This window comes from Ideonella alba, assembly GCF_018069875.1.
GTDB lineage: Bacteria > Pseudomonadota > Gammaproteobacteria > Burkholderiales > Burkholderiaceae_C > Ideonella > Ideonella alba.
Genome location: NZ_JAGQDF010000011.1, coordinates 161,106 through 179,956 on the forward strand (window position 1 = coordinate 161,106; position 18,851 = coordinate 179,956).

Sequence of the window (18,851 nt, forward strand, 5' to 3'; positions counted from 1 at the left end):
CCCTGATGAGCGGACGCACTGTCGTGCTGGCCGGCGCCACCGGCCTGGTGGGCCAGCACCTGCTGCAGGGGCTGCTGGCCGATCCCGGCGTGGCGCAGGTGATCAGCCTGGGCCGCCGGCCCGCCACGCTGTCACACCCGCGGCTGCAGGCCCTGGTGGTGGATTTTGCTGCGCTGCCCGCGCTGCCGCCCAGCGACGAGGTCTACCTGGCGCTGGGCACGACGATCAAGGTGGCAGGCAGCCAGGCCGCCTTCCGCGCGGTGGACTTCGACGCCAACCTGGCCGTGGCGCGTGCCGCGCTGGCGGCGGGAGCGCGCCGAGCCGGGCTGGTCAGCGCGATGGGTGCCGATGCGCGCTCGGCGGTCTTCTACAGCCGGGTCAAGGGCGAACTGGAGGACACGCTGGCCGCGCTGCCCTTCGACGGGCTGCTGATCGCCCGGCCATCAATGCTGGAGGGTGACCGCGCGGCCCTGGGCCAGCCCGAGCGGCCGGGTGAGCGCTGGGCCTCGGCGCTGGGCCGCTGGCTGGGTCCGCTGGTGCCGGCGAACTACCGGCCGATCCCGGCCGCGGCGGTGGCGGCCGCCCTGCGGGCGGGCGTGCCCACGGTGCAGGGGCGGCAGGTGCTGCTGTCCGGGGCGCTGCGGCGCCCGCGCTGAGCGGGTCTCAGGCCGGGTCGCCCGGCACGCCGCCCATCAGCACGCAGGCCAGCTCCAGCCGGCGCCACAGGTGCTCGGGCATCGCCAGGATGCCTTCGGGGGTGCGCTCGCGCATGACCCAGTCGCGGATCTCGGCGTGCTGCGCCGGGCTCAGCAGGTGGCGCTCCAGCATCTCGTCGAGGGTCTGCATCGCGGGCTCCTCCGGGGGTGGCGTGCCGCGATGATCGCACGGACGCGGGCCGCCGTGGCGGCCCGCAGCGGGCGCTGGTTCAGGCCTTCTTGCCCTGGGCCGCGACCGCGGCGGCGGCGGCGGCCGCCGCGGCGGCATCGCCCAGGTAGTAGCTGCGGATCGGCTTGAGATCAGCGCCCAGCTCGTAGACCAGCGGAATGCCGTTGGGGATGTTCAGGCCCACGATGTCGGCGTCGCTGATGTCGTCCAGGTACTTGACCAGCGCGCGGATCGAGTTGCCATGGGCGGCCAGCACGATGCGCTGGCCGGCACGGATCGCCGGGGCCAGGGTGTCGTTCCAGCAGGGCAGCACGCGGGCCACGGTGTCCTTCAGGCACTCGGTCAGCGGCACCTGCTCGGGGGCCAGGCGCGCATAGCGCGGGTCCTGGCGCTGGCCGCGCGGGTCGGCGGCGTCCAGCGGGGGCGGCGGGGTGTCGTAGCTGCGGCGCCAGATCAGCACCTGCTCGTCGCCGTACTGCTTGGCCATGTCGGCCTTGTTCAGGCCCTGCAGGCCGCCGTAGTGGCGCTCGTTCAGACGCCAGTCCTTGACCACCGGCAGCCAGGCGCGGTCCATGCCGTCGAGCACATGGTTGAGGGTGTGGATCGCGCGCTTGAGCACCGAGGTGTAGGCGACGTCGAACTCATAGCCCTCGGCCTTCAGCAACTGTCCGGCCGACAGGGCCTGCGACACGCCGGTGGGCGTGAGCTCCACGTCGGTCCAGCCGGTGAAGCGGTTCTCGAGGTTCCAGGTCGATTCGCCGTGGCGGATCAGCACGAGCTTGTACATGGCGGTGAAGGGCGGGTGTGAAGGCCCGCGTCAGACTTGGTGCAAACCCCGAATTCTATAATCCGGGCGCTTTGCTCTTCCTGACTTTCCAAAGGCCTGCCCCGTGCAATTCGTGATCGAGAACTGGATGCTGATCCTCGTCGCCGTCGTCTCCGGCGCGCTGCTGCTGCGTGGCAGCCTGCAAGGGGGCTCGGGCGTGTCGCCGGCCGAGGCGGTGCGCCTGATGAACCACGAGAAGGCCACGGTGATCGATGTCTGCGAGCCGGCCGAGTTCGAGCAGGGCCACATCGGTGGCGCACGCAGCGTGCCGCTGGGCAGCCTGGACGAGGCCAAGGGCCTGCCCAGCAACAAGGCGCTGCCGCTGCTGGTGACCTGTGCCTCGGGCGCGCGCGCCCAGCGCGCCGCGGCGGTGCTGCGCAAGCAGGGCTACCAGGACGTGCGCGTGCTGGCCGGCGGCATGCGGGCCTGGCGCGAGGCCAGCCTGCCGGTGGTCACCGGCGCCAAGGGCTGAACGGCGCGGGCGGATCCGGGTCGGCGGACCAGGGTTTTGTGCGCGCTGCGCTGCAGTCTTGCGGCGGCGCGCCGACAATACCGGTGACCGAACCCACCAGCGTGTCTTCCATGAACAAGGTCAAGATGTACACGACCCAGGTCTGCCCGTACTGCGTGCGGGCCAAGGCCTTGCTGTCGCAGCGCGGCGTGGCCGAGATCGAGGAAATCCGCGTCGACCTCGACCCCGTGCAGCGCGACCAGATGATGAGCCTGACCGGCCGCCGCACGGTCCCGCAGATCTTCATCGGCGAGACCCACGTCGGCGGCTGCGACGACCTGGTGGCACTCGACCAGCGCGGTGGCCTGATGCCGCTGCTGCAGGGCGCCTGAGCGGCCGGTCCCGGCCACCTCCCGCGCTGCCGCCGGGCCGCCTGGTCCGCGCGCTACACTCTGCGGTTGACCCAGGCTGGCCGCCATGTCCGGCGGCCGGCCGTTGTCGTCTTTGCAGAAAGCTTTCCCCATGGCCGACCAAGAACTCGCCCCCGTGTTCCAGCTGCAGCGCATGTACCTGAAGGACCTGTCGCTGGAGCAGCCCAATTCGCCCCAGATCCTGCTCGAGCAGCAACAGCCGCAGGTCGACATCCAGCTGGCGATGGGCGCCGAGGGCATCGCCGACGGCGTCTACGAGGTGGCGGTCACCGCCACCGTGACCACCAAGATCGGTGAGCGCACGCTGTTCCTGGTTGAGGCCAAGCAGGCCGGCATCTTCGAGCTGCGCAACCTGCCCGAAGACCAGATCCAGGGCATCCTGGGCGTGGTCTGCCCGCAGATGGTCTACCCGTACCTGCGCGCCATCGTGTCGGATGTCTGCACGCGCGCCGGCTTCCCGCCGATCCTGCTGGCCGAGGTGAACTTCCAGGCCATGTACGAAGCCCAGCTGCAACAGGCGGCCGGCGACGGCGCCGCGCCCGCCGTCAACTGATCGCCTGACCCCGGATGCGTCTGGCCATCCTGGGCGCTGGCGCGTGGGGCTCTGCGCTGGCGGTGGCCGCGGCCTCGTGGCACGAGGTCTGCCTCTGGGCCCGTGACCCGGCGCAGGCCGCCGCGATGCAGAGCGCGCGCGAGAACGCGCGCTACCTGCCTGGCGTGCCGCTGCCGGCGCGCGTGAGCGTCACCGCCGACCTGCAGCAGGCGCTGGCGGCCGGCCCCAACCTGTGCGTGCTGGCCACGCCGATGGCGGCGCTGCGCGGCATGCTGGGCATGCTGCAGGGCCCGACGCCGGTGCTGTGGCTGTGCAAGGGTTTCGAGGCGGGCAGCGGCCTGCTGGGCCACGAGATCGCGGCGGCCTGCGCACCGGGCCTGACCTGCGGCATCCTGTCCGGCCCCAGCTTCGCACAGGAGGTGGCCGCCGGCCTGCCAGCCGCGCTGGTGGTGGCCAGTCCCGAGACCCAGGTGCGCGAGCGGGCGGTCGAGGCCTTCCACCGTGGCGCGCTGCGCATCTACAGCTCCACCGACCCGATCGGGGTGGAGGTGGGCGGCGCGGTGAAGAACGTGCTGGCGATCGCCACCGGCGTGTGCGACGGCCTGCAGCTGGGTCTGAACGCCCGCGCTGCGCTGATCACCCGCGGCCTGGCCGAGATGACCCGCCTGGGCGTGGCCCTGGGCGCCCGCACCGACACCTTCGCCGGCCTGGCCGGGCTGGGCGATCTGGTGCTCACCGCCACCGGCGACCTGTCGCGCAACCGGCGCGTCGGCCTGCTGCTGGCCGAGGGCCTGGATCTGAGCGGCATCCTGCAGCGCCTGGGCCATGTGGCCGAGGGCGTCTACAGCGCGGCCACCGTGGTGCAGCGCGCCGCGGCGCTGGGCGTGGACATGCCGATTGCGCAGGGCGTGCACGCGCTGCTGCAGGGTCAGGTGGATGCCCGCCAGCTGGTGGAGCTGCTGATGCGCCGCGAGGCGCGGGCCGAATAGCGCCGCCGGCTCAGCCGGGCTGCAGCAGCCACTGCATCTCGACCAGCGGCAGTGGGTAGGCCAGCTCGCTGCGCCAGCCGCGCCAGGCCTGCCCGGACAGGCCGGCCAGCGACAGCGCGTGGCGCAGCACGGCCGCATGGTCCGGCAGCTCGTCCGGCGGTGTGGCCAGGGGGTCGGTGCCCAGCTCCGTCAAGGGCGCCTGCAGGGCCAGGCGCCGGTGGTGCGGTTGGTCCGGGGTGGCGTCGGGCAGTTGCACCCCCGAGGGCGAGGGCAGCTGGAACAGCGTGTCGGCGCGGGCGCCGGGCCACAGGTCGCGGGCCAGGTAGAGCTCGCGCCAGACGCGCTTGCAGGGCGTGTGCAGCATGTAGTTGCGCAGCCGTTGCCAGCCTTCGGCCCGCGCCAGCGGCAGCGCGTGGCGCACCTGGTAGGCGGTGTCCAGCGCGTCGGGCAGCGGGTCCAGCTCGGGCGGCAGCACCAGCGTGGTCACCGGGCCGTCCTGGATGACCTGCAGCGCCACCGCCGGACCGAGCAGGTAGTCGGCCGGATCGCCCTGGCCGTGCAGCGGGGCCATCGTGGTGCCGTCGGTGGCGGCGGTGCGCGGCATCACGCTCAGCAGCGGCACGGCCACGTCCGGCTGCACCCGCCACAGGCCGCGGCGGCGGTGCACCTCCAGCGCGTCGACCCAGGGGCCCTCGGCCGAGGGCCACAGGAACAGCGCCGAGGCGATGGTGTCGCAGCCGTGGCCGAACAGGTAGGACTGGGCCTTGAACACCGCCTGGCGCGAGGCATGGCCCAGGCGTTCTCGCACCAGGCGCGAGCCGCAGCCCAGCTGCGCTTCCAGGGTCTGGCGGCTGCCGGGCAGGCTGTCGAGCAGCTGCTGGTAGCCGTCGACCGCAGCAGCGGCGCTGGCGGTGTCGCTGCCACGACCCAGGGCGGCGTCGAGCAGCTTGCGCAGCCCGGTGGGCGAGGGCAGGTGGTGGACGAACTCGCCATCGCTGCCGCTGGCACAGGCGCGCACCAGGCGGCTGGCGAGGCTCTTGTCCAGGCCCAGCTCACGGGTCAGCCGCACGCCGCGCGCCGGCCGTCCGGCGTGCGCATCCATCAGCGGGCCGAGGGTGGCTCGCAGCTGCTGCACGACGGTGGTGGCGTCCGGGAGTCGGTCATTCATGGGTGGGGTGCGCTCTGCCTGGCGCCTGCCGCCTATTGTCCCCAGCAATCGAGGCGTACAAACGGATACATCCAGCGCTTCCAGGGGGGCTCAGCGGGCGGCGGGACGAGGCAGGCGCACCAGCAGCGCGCGGTAGCTGCCCGGGATCTGCCGGTCCAGCGTGGCCAGGGCCAGGGTGCGGCCATCGCCACTGACGGCGCTGACCTCGAAGACCTGGTAGCGCCTGGGCAGGTCAATGCCCTGGGCGCTGAGGAAGGCGCGTGCCTCCATCAGCCCGGTGGCCGGCGTCCAGACCCAGCCCGAGGACTGCGGGCTGAACGTGGTGCGGCCGAAGCCCACCACCACCTGGCCGTCATCGGACAGGCCCAGCGCATAGGCCGAGCCGTCCCATTCGGTGCCGGGCAGCACGCCCAGCAGCTGGCGCTGCCAGGCGCCGCTGCCGTCGGCCGTCCACATCACCGCCGACTCGACGCCGGTGCTGGCGTCCCAGGCCTGGCCGACGATGCGGGTGCCGGCCGCGTCCACCGCGGCGGCTTCGCTGGGCCAGTCGCTGAGTTCCAGCAGCTGGCGCTGGCCGTGGATCCAGACCGCGGCCTGGCGCATGCCCCATTCCAGGTGCTCGTCCCAGCCCACCATCACGCGGCCGTCGTGGTTGGCATCGTCGATGCGGCTGGACCGCCCGCCGCTGCCCTGGTCCTTGACCCCCTTGCGCGCGGTCCAGGCGCTGCCGTGCGCCAGGCCGTCCTTCTTGCCGGCGCGCCAGTACAGGCCGGTGACCACCTTTCCGTTGCCCGACATGCCGTAGACACCCGCCTGGTCCAGGTCCATCTGGCCGGCGTCGCGGGGCAGCGGCCACAGCACCTGCCAGCCGGTGGCCGCCGTCCAGCGTCCCTGGATGCCGAACTGGCCGCTGTCGTCGAGGATGCTGCTGGCGATCACCTCGCCGTCGGCCGAGATCGCCGGCGTGCCGCTGTACAGGCCGATCGCGGTGGTGGCCCGGCCCAGCGGCACCTGGCCGTCCTCGGCGCGCCAGCGGAAAGTCTGGAAGTCGGCCGACAGCTGGCCGGTGGCGGTGCGGCCGTCGGCCGACAGGTCGGTGACCCAGCCGTCGCCGATCACGGTGTAGGGCTTGGCCAGCGCCGGTGCGGCGGGCTGCAGCAGGCCGGCGGCCAGCGCCAGCGCGGTGGCGGCCTGGCGCAGGCCGAAACAGCGGCCAAGCGCTGACAGGGGGGATGTGTGCATCGCGAGATCCTCCAGGACGCCGGGTGCGCCCTTGCATGGCAGCCACTCTAGGCCGTTCTCAAAGAATCTTCAAGAGTTCTCCAGGAGAAATTTGCTCAGGGCTTTCCAGCACGCTGGCGCCGCCGCTCGCCGCTCGCCGGCGCAGGCGAACCCGCGCTTAGCACTCATTTGCCAAGAGTGCTAATATTGTTGGAACCAACGGGCCTCGTGCCTCTCCAACTTCGCCATGACCCAGCACTCCACTGCCACCGCCGTCGCCCTGCGTGACCCTTGGGCCCTGGTGCCCTCGCTCGGCAATCTGGACGCCTACATCTCGGCCGTCAACCAGCTGCCGCTGCTGACGCAGGAAGAGGAAACCCGCTTCGCCCGCGCGCTGCGCGACGAGGGCGACCTGCAGGCCGCCAGCCGCCTGGTGCTGTCGCACCTGCGCCTGGTGGTGGCGGTGTCGCGCCAGTACCTGGGCTACGGCCTGCCGCAGGGCGACCTGATCCAGGAAGGCAACGTCGGCCTGATGAAGGCGGTCAAGCGCTTCGACCCTGAACAGGGCGTGCGCCTGGTCAGCTACGCGCTGCACTGGATCAAGGCCGAGATCCACGAGTACATCCTGAAGAACTGGCGCATGGTCAAGGTGGCCACCACCAAGGCCCAGCGCAAGCTGTTCTTCAACCTGCGCTCGATGAAGCGCCACCTCAAGAGCGACGCCGCCGAGGGCGACACCTACCGCCAGGCCCTGTCGGCCGACGAGGTCGCGCGCGTGGCCGCCGAGCTGGACGTGCGCCCCGAGGACGTGGTCGAGATGGAGACCCGGCTGGCCGGCGCCGACGTGGCCCTGGAGCCGCAGGACGACGACCGCGAGGACAGCGTCGCCCCGATCGCCTACCTGGCCGACGAGCGCCAGGAGCCCACCCGCGTGCTGGAATCGCGCCGCCGCGAAGCGCTGTCCACCCACGGCGTGGCGCATGCGCTGGAGCAGCTCGATGCGCGCAGCCGCCGCATCGTCGAGGAGCGCTGGCTCAAGGTCAACGACGACAGCAGCGGCGGCATGACGCTGCACGAACTGGCCGCCGAGTACGGCGTCAGCGCCGAGCGCATCCGCCAGATCGAGGTGGCGGCGCTGAAGAAGATGCGCAAGGCCCTGGAAGCGGCCTGACCCGGGTCCGCCCCGCGCTGTGACGACGGCCCCGACGGGGCCGTCGGCGTTTCAGGCAGCTTCCTTCAGCAGCACGCGCAGGTCATGTGCCAGCGTCTCGGCGCCAGCGCCATAACGGCTGAACACGCGGATGCGGCCCTGGGGATCGAACACATAGGAGCCCGCCGTGTGGTCCACGGTGTAGCTGCCCTCGGTCTTGCCCGGCACCTTGGCGTAGAAGACCTTGAACTCCTTTGCCGCGGCCTGCGTCTGCTCTGGCGTGCCGCGCAGCGCGATGAAGCCGGCCTTGAAGCTCTCGGCATAGGCGCCCAGCACCTCGGGCGTGTCGCGCTCGGGATCAACGCTGACGAAGATGCCCTGGACACGCTCGCCATCGGCGCCCAGCAGCTGCCGGGCGGCGGCCAGCTCGGCCATCGAGGTGGGGCAGACGTCCGGACACTGGGTGTAGCCGAAGAACACCACCACCACCTTGCCCTTGAAGTCGCCCAGGTGGCGCTCCTGGCCGCTGGGGTCTTTCAGGTCGAGGTGGCGGGCGTATTCAGCCCCGGTGATGTCGATGCCCTTGAACGGGCTGGGGCTCGGCCCGCCCGGCCGACAGGCGGCCAGGGCGGTGAGCAGGCTGAGGCTGAGGAGCAGGCGTCGGCGCATCGGGGAAGGGGCCCCGCGCGCCGCCGCATCAGACCAGGTAGTGGTCGACCAGCAGCGCCGCGAACAGGGCGGCCAGGTAGAGGATCGAGAACTTGAAGGTGCTGCGCGCCCAGGCATCGGAGTAGTGGGTCAGCAGCTTCACCGCACGGTAGAGGAAGACGCCGCCCAGGCCCAGTGCGCAGACCAGGTAGGGTAACCCATTCATGCCGATCACATAGGGCATGACCGTGACGACGATCAGGGCCAGCGTGTACGCCACGATCGAGCGCCGGGTGTAAAGCGAGCCGTGGGTGACCGGCAGCATCGGCAGGCCGGCGCGCTCGTAGTCCTTGGTGCGGTACAGCGCCAGCGACCAGAAATGCGGCGGCGTCCACATGAAGATGATCAGGAACAGCAGCCAGGCCTCGGCCGGCACGGTGCCGGTCACCGCCGACCAGCCCAGCACCGGCGGCATCGCGCCCGAGGCGCCGCCGATCACGATGTTCTGCGGCGTGGCCGGCTTGAGCCACAGCGTGTAGATGAAGGCGTAACCGACGAAGGTGCCGAAGGTCAGCCACATCGTCAGCGGGTTGACGAAATAGTGCAGCAGCACCAGACCGCTGCCCCCCACCAGGAAGGCGAAGGTCACCGTCTGGCGCGAGCTGATCACGCCTGAGGGCAGGGGCCGACCCCGGGTGCGCGCCATCTGCGCGTCAATGTGCCGCTCGAGCAGGCAGTTCACGGCGGCCGCCGATCCGGCGGTCAGCGCGATGCCCAGCGTGCCGAACACCAGCACCTGCAGCGACGGCACGCCCGGCGTCGCCAGGAACATGCCGATGACCGCGCAGAACACGATCAGCGACACCACGCGCGGCTTGGCCAGCGAAAGAAACTGGCTGACGGCACTCTTGCCGACGACGGAGGTGTTCATGAGTGAGATCTTCAAGGGGCTCTGCGGCGGGCAGAGCAATAACCCAGGCACGCACTCTGCCACAACGAAAGGGCACTCAAGGCTGGGGCTGACACCGATGGATTGTGCGGCCATAAGCGGCCTAGCCGGTGTCCGCCAGCGCCCCGGCCCGGGGTCGGGCCCAGCCCGGCCGCCACCGATCCCGCGCCGCCCGGCACAGGGGCAGGCTTGTGGTCTACTGCGCGGTCGCTGAAATCCTCGGTTACTGCAATGAGTGTGGATGCTTGGAACATCAGGGCCCCTTCGGGAGGGGCTTCGGCCCTGGCCAGGGGGCAGTTGTGGCTGGGCGTGGCGGCCCTGGTCGGTGCTGGCTTGCTGGCCGTGGTGCTGGTGTTGTCGCGCACCCCCGGTGCCTCGGCGCTGTTCTCCTCGACCAACCTCTTCCGGGCCGCGCTGGTCGTGCACGTGGACCTGTCGGTGCTGGTCTGGTTCATGGCCTTCGCCGGCGTGCTGACCAGCATCGTCACGCCGGACCGCTGGGTGCCGATGGGCTGGCTGGCCTGGGCCCTGGCGGCCCTGGGCACCTGTCTGATGCTGGTGTCACCGTTCCTGGATGGCGCGCAACCGCTGCTGAACAACTACATCCCGGTGCTGGACCAAGGGGTGTTCCTGGCCGGCCTGCTGGCCTGCGGCGCCGGCTTCGGGATGACCCTGCTGCGCTGCCTGCTGCTCAACGGCTCCGGGCCGGAGTGGCCGGCGGGCGAGCGGGCGCTTCGGCAGGGTGTGCGCCTGGCGGCACTGGCGGGCGCGATGGCGTGGCTGGCGTTTGGCTGGACCTGGCTGCAGCTGCCGGCGACGCAGGGCACCGCCTATTTCGAGCTGCTCTTCTGGGGGCCCGGCCACGTGTTGCAGTTTCAACACGCCCTGCTGCTGGGCGTGGCCTGGCTGTGGCTGGTGCATGGGCTGGGCGCGCAGCCGCCCGTGTCGCAGGGGCGCTGGCTGCGCTGGGCGGTGATGCTGGCGGCCGTGCCGCTGGCCGCCGTGCCGGTGTTGTACGTCGTGTGGCCGGTGGGCAGCCCCGGCCATCTGGCGGCGTTCACCGAGCTGATGCAGTGGGGTCATCTGTGGATGCTGCCCCTGGGCGCGCTGGTGTTGACCGCGCTGCCGGGCGTCTGGCGCGCGGCGCCCAGCCCGCAGCGCTCCGCGCTGTTGTTCTCGCTGCTGCTGTTTGCCACCGGCGGCGTGCTGGCGTACATGATTCGCGGGGTCAACGTGGTGGTGCCGGCGCATTACCACGGCTCCATCGTCGGCGTCACGCTGGCGTTCATGGGCCTCACCTATGCGCTGTTGCCGCTGCTGGGCTATCGACCGGTCCAGGCCGCCTGGGCCCGCTGGCAGCCCGTGGTCTACGGTGGCGGTCAGTTGATGCACATCCTGGGGCTGGCCTGGTCCGGCGGCTATGGCGTGCAGCGCAAGGTGGCCGGAGCGCAGCAGGTGCTGACGACCCTGCCGGAGAAGATCGGCATGGGCATGATGGGCCTGGGCGGCTTGATCGCCATCATTGGCGGCGTGATGTTCGCGTGGGCCTGCATCCAAAGCATGAGACCACGGGCGGTGGCCGAGGGCTGAACATGGGCCAAGCCCGGGTGTCTCGAGCCGTTTGGCTGCGTGCGGCCACGTGCGTTCCCCTGCTCTGGCTGCTGGGGTGCGACCAGCCGGCGGCCCCCCGCGCCACCCCATGGCGTGGCACCGACCTGAGCGGCACCGACCTGGACCGTGACGGCCTGGCCCAGGCCCTGTCCGACCACACCGGACAAGCCCGGCGGCTGGACGGTTTCCGGGGGCAGCTGGTGGTGCTGTTCTTCGGCTACACCCAGTGTCCCGACGTGTGTCCGACGGTGCTCGGCACCATGAGTCAGGCCATGCAACAGCTGGGCGAGGACGCGCACAAGGTGCAGGTCGTGTTCGTGACGATCGATCCCGAGCGCGATACGCAGGTCCTGCTGGCCCAGTACCTGGGGGCCTTTCATGCGGGCTTTCTCGGTCTGCGCGGCGATGCCGCCGCCACGGCCCGCGTGGCCAGGACCTTCAAGGTGCACTATGAGAAGCGCCCGGGCACTTCACCCGGTCAATACGCCATGGATCACTCCACGGGCAGCTATGTGCTGGATGCGCACGGCCGCCTGAGGCTGTACTTCACGCACGGTGAGAGCAGCGCGGCCATCGCGCAGGACCTGCGCCAGCTGATGGCCGAACGCTAGGGCTGGGCCGCGAGCAGGGTCCTGAGCTGCTGCTCCAGGGCCGGCTCGGACAGAGGGCCCAGGTGCACCGCTGCCAAGCGTCCGTCGCGACCGAAGAAGGCCGTGAAGGGCATCGCCTGGGCCGAATTTCCCCAGGCCACGCTGAGCTCCAGCAGGTCCACCCCGCCCATCAGCAAGGGGTAGCTGAGCGGATGCTCCGCCTCGAACCGGGCGACGTTGTCCGGCGTGTCGATCGACAGCCCGACCATCTGCACGCCTTGGGGGCCGAAGGTCGTCTGCGCCCGCGAGAACACCGGCATCTCTTCCCGGCAGGGTGGGCACCAGGTCGCCCAGAAATTCAGCACCAGCACCTTGCCGCGCCAGGCCTGCAGCGCCTGTTGCCGGCCCCGCGCGTCAGGCAGGGTGAGCGACCAGACGGCCCCGGGCTGTGTTGTCGCCATGGGCGGGGCCGACGCTGGCTGCTGGCGGGCGGACGGGCGTGTCGCCCACAGGCTGGCACCGGCCATCGCGGCCAGCAGTGCCACCACCACGGCAACGAGAAGCAGTGGGGCGATCGCCTTGTTGCGGCTCATGGCCAGAGGTTGTGATGGGCCAAGGTCTGGGGCATGCGAGTCACGCGGCCGGGACCGGGTGGATGACAGCCGCCAGCGGTGGGCAGCGGGCCTGTCTGATCCTTATCAAGCAGGGCCTGCGGCTTGTCCAAACATCTGGCGACGGGCTTGGCGATAGCTGGAATCCCTGACAAGTCCCCCCTGGCAGGGCGTGCTAACCTCGTCCGGGGGAACCGAGCAGACTGAGCCATTGCTTTGAGCATTATCAATGGCCAGTGCCATTTTTCATGCGGCGGCTCAAGGAGCGCGTCGGCGTGAGGTCTAGGTCCGGAGGAAAGAATGACGAGAGGCACGTTCAAGAAATTCGTTGGCATTGAGGCATGGCTGGTGTTGGCGCTGGCCCTCTTTGCCGGCGCAGCGAACGCCGCGTGGGACATCAATCTGCAGGAGCCGGTGACCAGCACCGCGCGCCGGATCTACGAGCTGCACACCTTCCTGACATGGCTGATCTTCGCCATCTTCGTGGGTGTTTTCGGCGTGGTCACCTACTCGCTGATCATGCACACCCGCAAGCGCGGGCACAAGGCGGCGACCTTCCACGACAACACCACGATCGAGATCGTCTGGACGGTCATCCCCGCGATCATCCTGGTGATGATTGCCTTCCCGGCCACCAAGGCCCTGGTTGCTGCGCGCGACACCAGCCAGCCTGACATCACCGTCAAGGCCACCGGCTACCAGTGGAAGTGGGGCTACGAGTACATGACCGGCGATGCCGCCGGCGTGAAGTTCATCAGCGCGCTGGCCACGCCGCAGAACCAGATCCGCGAGAACGCACCCAAGGGCGAGCACTACCTGCTGGAGGTGGATCGCCACCTGGTCGTGCCTGTCAACAAGAAGGTCCGCGTGCTGACCACCTCGGCCGACGTCATCCACGCCTGGTCGGTGCCGGCCTTTGGCGTCAAGACCGACGCCGTGCCGGGCTTTGTGCGCGACACCTGGTTCAAGGCGGAGAAGGAAGGCATCTACCGCGGCCAGTGTTCGGAACTGTGCGGCAAGGACCACGGCTTCATGCCCGTGGTGGTGGAAGTGGTCTCCGAGGCAAAGTACGCCGAGTGGATCGCCGAGCAGAAGAAGGCCATGGCGGCGGGCGCCGAAGATCCCAACAAGACCTATGCCCTGGACGAATTGGTGGCCAGGGGTGAGAAGGTCTACGCGGCGAACTGCGCGGCCTGCCACCAGCCCACCGGCAAGGGCCTGCCGCCGGTGTTCCCGGCGCTCGACGGCTCGGCGATCGTCAAGGGTCCCAAGGAGAACCACCTGAAGATCGTGCTCAACGGGAAGCCCAACACGGCCATGGCAGCCTTCGGTGCGCAACTGAGCGATCTGGACATCGCCTCGGTCGTGGCCTATGAGCGCCACGCCTGGAGCAACCAGTTGAACGATGCCATCCAACCGGCCGAGGTCAAGGCCCTGCGTGCCAAGTGACGGGCCAGCATGGCCACTGACACCAGCATCCCGTTTGGCGCATTGAGGACGTTTTGAACATGCAAGCAAACCAAGAAGCCCTGGCGGGCGGACACTCGGCTCACCACCACCACGACGACCACGGCCACCATGGCCGGGCGCCTGGCCTGGTCGGTTGGTTCACCACCACCAACCACAAGGACATCGGCACGATGTACCTGTGGTTCAGCTTCGCGATGTTCCTGGTCGGCGGCGCGATGTCGCTGGTCATCCGGGCCGAACTGCTCTCGCCTGGCTTGCAGTACGTCTCGCCCGAGTTCTACAACCAGATGCTGACGCTGCACGCGCTGATCATGGTGTTCGGCGCGATCATGCCGGCCTTCGTCGGGTTCGCGAACTGGATGATCCCGATGATGGTGGGCGCGTCCGACATGGCCTTCGCGCGCATGAACAACTGGAGCTTCTGGCTGCTGCCGCCTGCGGGCATCCTGCTGGTCTCGTCGTTGCTGGTGCCAGGCGGCGCCGCGGGCACGGGCTGGACCTTGTACCCGCCGCTGTCGGTGCAGATGGGCATTGGCATGGACATGGCCATCTTCGCCATCCACATCCTGGGCATGTCCTCGATCATGGGGTCGATCAACATCATCACCACGATCCTGAACATGCGCGCGCCCGGCATGAAGCTGATGAACATGCCCATGTTCTGCTGGACCTGGCTGGTGACGGCCTTCCTGCTGATCGCCTCCATGCCCATCCTGGCCGGCGCGGTCACGATGCTGCTGACCGACCGTCACTTCGGCACCAGCTTCTTCAACGCCGCCGGCGGTGGTGACCCGGTGCTGTTCCAGCACATCTTCTGGTTCTTCGGCCACCCCGAGGTCTACATCATCGCCCTGCCGGCCTTCGGCGTGGTGTCGCATGTGATCCCGGCCTTCTCGCGCAAGCCGCTGTTCGGCTACACCTCGATGGTGTACGCGATCGCCGCCATCGGCCTGATCTCGTTCGGCGTCTGGGCCCACCACATGTATGTGACCGGGCTGCCGCTGACGGGCCAGCTGTACTTCATGTATGCCACCCTGCTGATCGCCGTGCCCACCGGGGTCAAGGTGTTCAACTGGGTGTCCACGATGTGGCGGGGCGAGCTCACCTTCGAGACCCCGATGCTCTTCGCGCTGGGCTTCCTGTTCCTGTTCACCGTGGGTGGCCTGACCGGCCTGGTGCTGGCGATCACGGCGGTGGATGTGCAGATGCAGGACACCTACTACGTGGTGGCCCACTTCCACTACGTGATGGTGGCCGGCGCCTTGTTCTCGGCCTACGCGGGCACCTACTACTGGCTGCCCAAGTGGTGTGGCCACATGTACGACGAGAGCCTCGGCAAGCTGCACTTCTGGCTCTCCATCGTCTTCTTCAACGTCGCCTTCTTCCCGCAGCATTTCCTGGGCCTGGCGGGCATGCCCCGGCGCATCCCCGACTACGCCCAGCAGTTCACCGACTTCAATGCGGTGTCCAGCATTGGCGCCTTCGGCTTCGGCGTGAGCCAGCTGATCTTCCTGTGGGTGGTGCTGAAGGCCATCCGTGGCGGTCCGGCCGCTCCGGCCAAGGTCTGGGATGGCGCCGAGGGCCTGGAATGGACGGTGCCGTCGCCTGCGCCGTACCACACGTTTGAAGACCCGCCCAAGCTGCCGCAAGGCACGGCCAGCCACTGATGAACGTCATGAAACCTGATCTGGAGCAGCAGCGCCGCGGCAACCGCCGCGTCGGCCTGGCGCTCACCGCGCTGGCCTTGGCGGTGTTCGTCACCACCATCGTCCGGCAGTGGATGTCGGGCGGTCTCTGAGGTCTGATCGTGGCCAGCCCCAAGCTGTCGAGCACCAATGCCCGCCTGGCCGCCGGCCTGGGCGTGCTGGCCTGCGCGGCGTTCGGCTTTGCCTACCTGCAGCCGCCCCTGTACCGGGCCTTCTGCGAATGGACCGGGATCAACGATGTGCAGAAGGCCGACGACTTCCAGGCGTCGTCGGTGGCAGGTCGCCCGGTCACGATCGAGTTTGACGCCAACACCCATGGCCAGGGTCTGCGCTTCATCAGCCTGCACAACGCGGTGCAGGCCCGCACCGGCGAGCTGGTGCAGGTGTCGTTCCGGGTCCAGAACACGTCCGACCGTCCCATCACCGGCCAGGCCGTGCCCAGCTACGGGCCCAGGCATGCCGCCAATTTCGTCAAGAAGCTGGAGTGCTTCTGTTTCAGGCAGCAGACCTTTGCGCCTGGCGAGGTGCGTGACATGCCGGTGGTGTTCGCGCTGGACCGTCAATTGCCCGACGACGTGGTCACCGTGACCCTGTCCTACACCTTCTTCGAGGTTCCGGGCACGTCGGCGGACGCTGCAGCCGCTGCGAAACCCTTGAGCGGCCCGGCCAAAGGAACATGAGCAAAGCGCCAGCCATGCCCAAAGCCGCACCACCTGCCACACCGGGTTTCCTGCGGCTGATTCGCACCGTCGGTGCCGCCATGTTCGGTATCCGCGGGCGGAAGAGCCACGAACAAGATATGCCGTCCTTGTCGCCACTTCAGCTCATCGTGACCGCCCTGGTGTTCATGCTGATCTTTGTGGTGTCCGTCGTGTCGATTGCCAGCTATGTGGTTGGCCAATGAATCAGCGGTGCGCGATCCATTCAGCGCCCATGAGAAGTCCTGAGAACTAAAGGAGCCCATCCCCATGAGCAGCCACACCGCCGCCTCACGCTATTACGTCCCGCAGCCCTCCTACTGGCCGATGGTCGGCTCAGCCGCCCTGTTGCTGCTGGCCATCGGTGCGGTGCTGTCGATGAACAAGATCTCCTACGGCGGCCTGGTGCTGCTGGCGGGCTTCGTGGTGCTGCTGGTCATGCTGTTCGGCTGGTTCGGCCGCGTCATCGACGAGTCCGAGGGCGGGCAGTACAACCTGCAGGTGGACCGTTCCTTCCGCTGGTCCATGGGCTGGTTCATCTTCTCGGAGGTGATGTTCTTCGTCGCCTTCTTCGGCGCCCTGTTCTATGTGCGCGTGCTGTCGGTGCCGGAACTGGCCAGCGCCTCGCAGGAACTGTTGTGGGGCGGCTTCAGCGGCCATTGGCCCAGCGCCGGTCCGGTGGCCGAGGCGGCGAAGACCGAGATCCACGCCGTGCCCGCCATGGGCATCCCCTTGCTCAACACGATCCTGCTGCTGAGTTCAGGTGCCACGCTGACCTGGGCGCACTGGGGCATGCTCAAGAACAACCGCCGTCAGCTGAACCTGGGCCTGTTCCTCACCATCGCCCTGGGTCTGACCTTCCTGGGGTGCCAGGCATACGAGTACGTCGAGGCCTATTCGCACGGTCTGAAGCTGAGCACCGGCGTGTATGGCTCCACGTTCTTCATGCTCACCGGCTTCCACGGCTTCCACGTTACCCTGGGCGCCACCATGCTGGTCGTCATCTGGCTGCGCAGCCTGAAGGGCCACTTCACGCCTGAGCGCCACTTTGCCTTCGAGGCGGTGGCCTGGTACTGGCACTTCGTTGACGTGGTGTGGCTGGGCCTGTTCATCGTCATCTACATGCTCTGAGCCCGGGGACGGGCAGCGGCTGGGGCGGGGCGCGGGTTCAGCCCCCCGCCGCGTCCGGCGCTTCTTCAGCCGTTTCTTTGGCCGCGTCAGGACGCCAGGCCGTGGGTCCAACCCAGGTACCTGGCCGTCATCAAGGCCACCAGCAGCGCGACCGACAAGGCCACACGCCAGGTCAGGGCGCGCACGGCCTTTTCCCGGTTCGGGCCCTGGTCGTGGAAAATGAACAGCAGCGCGCGGCCCAGGTTGTAGACGATGGCCAGGAACATCAAGATGACAAACAGTCGCATGGCCTGAATTGAACGGCAGTCGGTGTGCTCGCGAGTGTGCCATCCCGGCGTGGGCCCGCAGCGCGGCGTGAACCCTTGGCCACACCACGGCCACAAGACCCTCCGAGGTCACTTGCCATGACCGCCCCGACGCTGCCTGCCAGCGGCCAGATCTGCTGACCACCCCCACATGAGTTCCTTACGCACTGCGCCCCGACCGCGCCGATGGGGTCTGTGGTTGGTTGTGCTGGCCTGTGCCGTGTGTCTGGGCATGTCGGCGTTCCAGCTCTGGCGTGCCCACGTCAAGGCCCAGCGCTACGACCAGATCCAGGCCGCCATCGCGTCGGGCCCCGTGTCGCTGAACGAGGTGCAAGCCCGGGGCGGGGACCTGGGCGCCCTGCCACTGCACACGCTGACCCTGCGTGGCACCTGGCTGCCCGAGCACACCCTCTTTCTCGACAACCAGATTCGGCGTCGATGGGTGGGCTATCACGTGCTCACGCCCTTCCGGCTGGAGGGCAGCGCGCTCGTCGTGCTGGTCAATCGTGGCTGGGTGCAGGCGCCGCGCCTGCGCAGTGACCTGCCCCAGGTGGTCACGACGCCGGGGCTCGTGCAACTGACCGGCCAGGCGCGGCCCTTCCCGCAGCGCGTCTTTGAGCTGGCGCCCGACGTGTCGCCGGGCCGTGTCTGGCAGCATGTTACTGAAGATCGCTACCGGGCCAGATCCGGCCTGGCGGCGACCGACCGCATCGCCCCCTTCCTGTTGCTGCAACTCAGCCCGTCCGAGGACGGACTGGCACGCGAGTGGGAGGAGCCGCAACACCCCGCACTGCACCACCTGGGCTATGCCGCCATGTGGTTGGTGTTTGCCTTGCTCGCCATCGGCTATGGTTGGTTGAGCAGGAGTCGACCTTGAACCCGTCCCACACCACAAGCCCTTCCCAACGCAGCGGCCGGCGCACGCTGCTGCTGATCGCCGCCATCTGCCTGCTGCCGCTGCTGGCGGCCGTGGTGCTTCGCCTGGTGTGGACGCCGCCCAAGCCAGACAGCCTGGGTGAGCTGCTGCCGCCGCAAGCGCTGGCCTATGACCGGCTGGTGGGCGCGGATGGTCGCCCCTGGCCGCACGAGCAGGTGGCGGATCGCTGGCTGATCGTCTACGCCTCACCCGGCCAGTGCGATGCGGCCTGCCAGGAAACGCTCTACCTGACCCGCCAGTCGCGCACCGCCCAGGGCAAGGCCAGCCTGCGGCTGGGCCGCTTGTGGGTGCTGACCGACGATACCCAGCCCGACCCGGCCTTGCTGGCAGCGCACCCGGATCTGCAATGGGCCAGGCTGGTCCAGCCCGGTGACCTGCCAGAACTGGGCGGCGTGAACCAGGCGCCCCGTCACCTGTTCCTGGTGGACCGGCGCGGCCAGATCGTGATGCGCTACAGCGACCACCCGGAGCCCATGGCCTTCATCAAGGAACTGGGGCGCCTGATCAAGTTCTGACGACCT

At 69.1% G+C, this 18,851-nt stretch carries 24 protein-coding genes; 16 read left to right on the forward strand and 8 right to left on the reverse strand.

Annotated elements, in window-relative coordinates:
* The first annotated feature begins 5 nt into the window (after positions 1-5).
* Positions 6-656, forward strand: coding sequence for an NAD(P)H-binding protein (locus KAK07_RS18265; RefSeq protein ID WP_210862357.1), 651 nt, complete (start codon positions 6-8; stop codon positions 654-656).
* A gap of 7 nt (positions 657-663) precedes the next feature.
* On the opposite strand, the gene KAK07_RS18270 is transcribed toward KAK07_RS18265, so the two are convergent.
* Positions 664-846 carry a hypothetical protein gene (locus tag KAK07_RS18270; RefSeq protein ID WP_210802848.1) on the reverse strand — a complete coding sequence of 61 codons (183 nt, stop codon included), beginning with the start codon at positions 844-846 and terminating at the stop codon, positions 664-666.
* A gap of 79 nt (positions 847-925) precedes the next feature.
* Positions 926-1,672 (reverse strand): 2,3-diphosphoglycerate-dependent phosphoglycerate mutase, encoded by a 747-nt coding sequence (gene gpmA, locus KAK07_RS18275; protein ID WP_210802849.1) that lies wholly within the window; start codon positions 1,670-1,672, stop codon positions 926-928.
* Between the two features lie 103 nt (positions 1,673-1,775).
* On the opposite strand from gpmA, the gene KAK07_RS18280 reads away from it, so the two are divergent.
* The 4 genes from KAK07_RS18280 to KAK07_RS18295 all read left to right on the forward strand — a co-directional run bounded on the left by KAK07_RS18280 (position 1,776) and on the right by KAK07_RS18295 (position 4,135).
* Complete coding sequence (locus tag KAK07_RS18280; RefSeq protein WP_210853219.1) at positions 1,776-2,183, forward strand: rhodanese-like domain-containing protein; 408 nt, start codon at positions 1,776-1,778, stop codon at positions 2,181-2,183.
* Between the two features lie 110 nt (positions 2,184-2,293).
* Positions 2,294-2,554, forward strand: a complete 261-nt coding sequence (grxC, locus tag KAK07_RS18285) for a glutaredoxin 3 (protein WP_210853508.1) — start codon at positions 2,294-2,296, stop codon at positions 2,552-2,554.
* A 130-nt stretch (positions 2,555-2,684) separates the two neighbouring features.
* Positions 2,685-3,146: a protein-export chaperone SecB gene (gene secB, locus KAK07_RS18290; RefSeq protein WP_210853218.1), complete on the forward strand. Its 462-nt coding sequence runs from the start codon at positions 2,685-2,687 to the stop codon at positions 3,144-3,146.
* A 14-nt stretch (positions 3,147-3,160) separates the two neighbouring features.
* Positions 3,161-4,135: an NAD(P)H-dependent glycerol-3-phosphate dehydrogenase gene (locus tag KAK07_RS18295; protein ID WP_210862359.1), complete on the forward strand. Its 975-nt coding sequence runs from the start codon at positions 3,161-3,163 to the stop codon at positions 4,133-4,135.
* A 10-nt stretch (positions 4,136-4,145) separates the two neighbouring features.
* Here KAK07_RS18295 and KAK07_RS18300 read toward each other — a convergent pair whose 3' ends face one another.
* Positions 4,146-5,303, reverse strand: coding sequence for a hypothetical protein (locus KAK07_RS18300; protein ID WP_210862361.1), 1,158 nt, complete (start codon positions 5,301-5,303; stop codon positions 4,146-4,148).
* Between the two features lie 90 nt (positions 5,304-5,393).
* Positions 5,394-6,545 (reverse strand): hypothetical protein, encoded by a 1,152-nt coding sequence (locus KAK07_RS18305; RefSeq protein WP_210862363.1) that lies wholly within the window; start codon positions 6,543-6,545, stop codon positions 5,394-5,396.
* A 226-nt stretch (positions 6,546-6,771) separates the two neighbouring features.
* Here KAK07_RS18305 and rpoH point away from each other — a divergent pair, with 226 nt between their 5' ends.
* Positions 6,772-7,695, forward strand: coding sequence for an RNA polymerase sigma factor RpoH (rpoH, locus tag KAK07_RS18310; protein ID WP_210853211.1), 924 nt, complete (start codon positions 6,772-6,774; stop codon positions 7,693-7,695).
* Positions 7,696-7,746: 51 nt separating this feature from the next.
* Here rpoH and KAK07_RS18315 read toward each other — a convergent pair whose 3' ends face one another.
* Together KAK07_RS18315 and cyoE are read right to left on the reverse strand one after the other, a co-directional pair.
* Entirely contained in the window at positions 7,747-8,343 is a 597-nt protein-coding gene (locus KAK07_RS18315) for an SCO family protein (protein WP_210853209.1), read from the reverse strand.
* 28 nt (positions 8,344-8,371) lie between these two features.
* On the reverse strand, positions 8,372-9,253 hold the full coding sequence (gene cyoE / locus KAK07_RS18320) for a heme o synthase (protein WP_210853207.1): 882 nt from the start codon (positions 9,251-9,253) through the stop codon (positions 8,372-8,374).
* 249 nt (positions 9,254-9,502) lie between these two features.
* Here cyoE and KAK07_RS18325 point away from each other — a divergent pair, with 249 nt between their 5' ends.
* Both KAK07_RS18325 and KAK07_RS18330 read left to right on the forward strand, forming a co-directional pair.
* Positions 9,503-10,861 (forward strand): cbb3-type cytochrome c oxidase subunit I, encoded by a 1,359-nt coding sequence (locus KAK07_RS18325; RefSeq protein ID WP_256441135.1) that lies wholly within the window; start codon positions 9,503-9,505, stop codon positions 10,859-10,861.
* A gap of 17 nt (positions 10,862-10,878) precedes the next feature.
* A complete protein-coding gene (locus KAK07_RS18330) occupies positions 10,879-11,493 on the forward strand; it encodes an SCO family protein (RefSeq protein ID WP_310738508.1) in 615 nt (204 codons plus the stop codon).
* Here the strand turns inward: KAK07_RS18330 and KAK07_RS18335 are convergent.
* Complete coding sequence (locus KAK07_RS18335; RefSeq protein ID WP_210862365.1) at positions 11,490-12,065, reverse strand: TlpA family protein disulfide reductase; 576 nt, start codon at positions 12,063-12,065, stop codon at positions 11,490-11,492. The two genes, KAK07_RS18330 and KAK07_RS18335, sit on opposite strands and share 4 nt — an antisense overlap.
* 318 nt (positions 12,066-12,383) lie before the next feature.
* Here KAK07_RS18335 and coxB point away from each other — a divergent pair, with 318 nt between their 5' ends.
* The 6 genes from coxB (at position 12,384) to KAK07_RS18365 (ending at position 17,088) form a co-directional block, all read left to right on the forward strand.
* Positions 12,384-13,532 carry a cytochrome c oxidase subunit II gene (coxB, locus tag KAK07_RS18340; RefSeq protein ID WP_210853200.1) on the forward strand — a complete coding sequence of 383 codons (1,149 nt, stop codon included), beginning with the start codon at positions 12,384-12,386 and terminating at the stop codon, positions 13,530-13,532.
* Positions 13,533-13,591: 59 nt separating this feature from the next.
* Positions 13,592-15,220 carry a cytochrome c oxidase subunit I gene (gene ctaD, locus KAK07_RS18345; protein ID WP_210853198.1) on the forward strand — a complete coding sequence of 543 codons (1,629 nt, stop codon included), beginning with the start codon at positions 13,592-13,594 and terminating at the stop codon, positions 15,218-15,220.
* 8 nt (positions 15,221-15,228) lie between these two features.
* A complete protein-coding gene (locus KAK07_RS18350; RefSeq protein WP_210853195.1) occupies positions 15,229-15,351 on the forward strand; it encodes a cytochrome oxidase small assembly protein in 123 nt (40 codons plus the stop codon).
* A gap of 9 nt (positions 15,352-15,360) precedes the next feature.
* Positions 15,361-15,939: a cytochrome c oxidase assembly protein gene (locus KAK07_RS18355; RefSeq protein WP_310738507.1), complete on the forward strand. Its 579-nt coding sequence runs from the start codon at positions 15,361-15,363 to the stop codon at positions 15,937-15,939.
* The gene (locus KAK07_RS18360; protein ID WP_210862367.1) at positions 15,936-16,163 is read left to right on the forward strand and encodes a DUF2970 domain-containing protein; all 228 of its coding nucleotides are present in this window, start codon (positions 15,936-15,938) and stop codon (positions 16,161-16,163) included. The genes KAK07_RS18355 and KAK07_RS18360 overlap by 4 nt, the downstream gene beginning before the upstream one ends.
* A gap of 64 nt (positions 16,164-16,227) precedes the next feature.
* Positions 16,228-17,088 carry a cytochrome c oxidase subunit 3 gene (locus KAK07_RS18365; protein ID WP_210853192.1) on the forward strand — a complete coding sequence of 287 codons (861 nt, stop codon included), beginning with the start codon at positions 16,228-16,230 and terminating at the stop codon, positions 17,086-17,088.
* 86 nt (positions 17,089-17,174) lie between these two features.
* Here the strand turns inward: KAK07_RS18365 and KAK07_RS18370 are convergent, their stop codons facing one another.
* The gene (locus KAK07_RS18370; RefSeq protein ID WP_210853189.1) at positions 17,175-17,375 is read right to left on the reverse strand and encodes a twin transmembrane helix small protein; all 201 of its coding nucleotides are present in this window, start codon (positions 17,373-17,375) and stop codon (positions 17,175-17,177) included.
* Positions 17,376-17,544: 169 nt separating this feature from the next.
* Between KAK07_RS18370 and KAK07_RS18375 the strand changes: the two genes are divergently transcribed.
* Both KAK07_RS18375 and KAK07_RS18380 read left to right on the forward strand, forming a co-directional pair.
* Positions 17,545-18,270, forward strand: coding sequence for an SURF1 family protein (locus tag KAK07_RS18375; protein WP_256441136.1), 726 nt, complete (start codon positions 17,545-17,547; stop codon positions 18,268-18,270).
* Positions 18,267-18,845, forward strand: coding sequence for a redox-active disulfide-containing membrane protein (locus tag KAK07_RS18380; RefSeq protein ID WP_210862371.1), 579 nt, complete (start codon positions 18,267-18,269; stop codon positions 18,843-18,845). The genes KAK07_RS18375 and KAK07_RS18380 overlap by 4 nt, the downstream gene beginning before the upstream one ends.
* Positions 18,846-18,851: the final 6 nt, after the last annotated feature.